The 257-nt window shown below is 66.9% G+C and carries 1 pseudogene; it reads right to left on the bottom strand.

From position 1 onward, the window contains the following. Window positions 1-257 (bottom strand): annotated as a pseudogene (locus IF46_RS0132035) (hypothetical protein); the annotation flags it as partial.

Genomic DNA, 257 nt, shown 5'->3' with positions numbered 1-257 from the left:
CAGCGGCATGTCCTGCCAGCCGTCGACCTGCTTGAGGCCCTTGAGGAACGCGGTGGTGGAGTACTCGGGGTTGGTGATCTGCTCCGGCGTACCCCAACCGCTGGACGGGCGCTGCTGGAACAGGCCCAGCGAGTCGTGGTCGTTCATGTCGCCGAGGGGGCCCAGGTTCTCCAGCTTCGACTCCTGCAGGCTCGTCGCGATGGAGATGACCGCGGCGCGCTCGGGCATACCGGCCTTCTTCGTAGCCGCGATGATCG

Source organism: Micromonospora chokoriensis (assembly GCF_000718555.1).
Taxonomy (GTDB): domain Bacteria; phylum Actinomycetota; class Actinomycetes; order Mycobacteriales; family Micromonosporaceae; genus Micromonospora; species Micromonospora chokoriensis_B.
This window is presented reverse-complemented; position numbering and strand designations above follow the sequence as displayed.